Origin of the sequence: Spirillospora sp. NPDC049652, from assembly GCF_040675125.1 — a bacterium.
Lineage (GTDB): Bacteria > Actinomycetota > Actinomycetes > Streptosporangiales > Streptosporangiaceae > Spirillospora.
Window position 1 is genome coordinate 1 of sequence record NZ_JBFAOF010001184.1, and the last position, 1,951, is coordinate 1,951.

At 73.6% G+C, this 1,951-nt stretch carries 2 protein-coding genes; one reads left to right on the forward strand and one right to left on the reverse strand.

What is annotated here, in order from left to right:
* A partial coding sequence (locus tag AB0J52_RS38360) for an AAA family ATPase (RefSeq protein ID WP_500187935.1) occupies window positions 1-1,594 on the reverse strand: 1,594 nt, incomplete at its 3' end.
* 163 nt (window positions 1,595-1,757) lie between these two features.
* On the opposite strand from AB0J52_RS38360, the gene AB0J52_RS38365 reads away from it, so the two are divergent.
* The coding region (locus AB0J52_RS38365) for an ATP-binding cassette domain-containing protein (RefSeq protein ID WP_500187937.1) at window positions 1,758-1,951 on the forward strand (194 nt) is incomplete at its 3' end.

Consider the following 1,951-nt stretch of genomic DNA (forward strand, 5'->3'; position numbering starts at 1 on the left):
CCTCGGTCAGCGAACGGACGAACCGCCCGTTGCCGAGCTCGTCCACGATGCCGCGCCGGTGGATCTCGGCGAACCTCTCGCGCAGCCGCGCCCGCGCCGCGTCGTCGAGCCGGTCGCCGCGCTGGGCCACGTGGCGTCCCGCGATCTCCAGCAGCTCGTCCGCGCTGTAGGAGGGAAAGTGCACGCGGGTGCCGAACCGCGAGGCCAGGCCCGGGTTGGAGTCGAGGAACGCGCTCATCCGGTCCTCGTATCCGGCGAGGATGACGACCAGGTCGCCGCGGTCGTCCTCGGCCCGCTTCAGCAGCGTCTGGACGGCCTCGTCGCCGAACCGGTCCGGCTGCCCCTCGGACGCGTTGACCAGCGAGTACGCCTCGTCCACGAACAGCACGCCGCCGAGCGCGGCGTCGACCAGCGCGTTGGTCTTCAGCGCCGTCGCGCCCAGGTACTCGCCGACCAGGTCCGCGCGCGTCGCCTCCACCACGGTCGCGGTCGGCAGCAGCCCGAACGCGTGGAAGATCCGCGCGAGGACCCGCGCGACCGTCGTCTTGCCCGTCCCGGACGGCCCGACGAACACCAGGTGCCGCATCGGCTTCTCGGTCGGGACCCCGGCCGCTGCGCGCAGATGCGCCGCCTCGATGGACGCCGCGATCGACCTGACCTGCCGCTTCACCGGAGCCAGGCCGACCATCGCCTCCAGTTCGGCGAGCGCCTCCCCGACCGTGGGGCCGTCCGGTTCGTCCACGGGCCGCACCTCCGCCGCCGCCCGCTCCTCGTAGGCCGCCCGCGTCGCCGCCGGAACGCCGGAGGGCGGAGCCACCTCGTCGTCGTGCTCGGAACGCTTCTTCGGCACGTTCGCCGACCGGTGCTCGCGCGGGGGCTTGCCGTCAGGCGGCTTCGGCTCCCTGGGGGCCTTGCCGTCGGACGGCTTCGGTTCCCGCGGCCCCTTCCCCTCGGACGGTTTCGGTTCGCGCGGCCCCATGCCCCCGTCCGCGCGGTCGCCGGACTGCTCCTGCACCCAGCCGGTCTCGTAGGCCTCGGCCGAGGTCGTCCGCCTCGCCTGGTCCCACCGGTACGCGAGGACGGCCAGCGCCGCGACCCACGCGGGGCCGACCGAGAGCTCCGGTATCGAGACCGCCGCCCCGGCCGCGACGATCCCGGCGGGCCCGAGCGTCACCAGGGCCGTCCGCCAGGGCGCGTACCCGCGGAGCCGCAGCGCGACGACGGCGACCGGGAGCGCGAGCAGCGCCAGCAGCACCCCGGGGCTCAGGTACACGTGCGGATGGCCCGAGTAGAGCCGTCCGATCGCCAGCGAGGACGCCAGCCACGCGACGATCACGGCGACGACCGCCATCCCCGCCGGTGAACGCAGCGTCAGATGGGCCACCACCAGCAGGATCGCCGCGAACGCCGCAGCCGTCGGCACCGGGAGGTTCAGCACCGCGGCCGCCGCGGCGACGCCGGCCAGCAGCACGAGCCCGCCCAGGAACCGGAGCCCGGGCGGCACGTGGAAGTACCGGCAGCGCAGACGCTCGAAGAGGTCCCGCGCCGCGGTCCCTGCCGCCGGGCGGGAGCCGGAGCCACCGAACAACGTCATCAAACCCTGAGTAAAGCGTAGGAGCTGCCCGAGCGGCACCCCTCCACGACCAGCTTCCCCCCGCATAGCCGCATCACTCTGTGTCAACCGGGACATTTGTACTGCCGGATCGCGGATCTCCGGCTCTGCTGCGCAGGACCTGGTGATTTCTAAGGTCATCGGCATGGATGCGGTGGAAATGCACGAGGTGAGCAAGAGCTTCGGGGCGGTCCGGGCCGTGGACGGACTGTCCCTGCGGCTCGCCCAGGGGCAGACGGTCGCGCTGCTCGGACCCAACGGCGCGGGCAAGTCGACGGCGATCTCGATGATGCTCGGGCTGCGGACGCCCGACGCCGGCACGGTGCGGGTGCTCGGCGG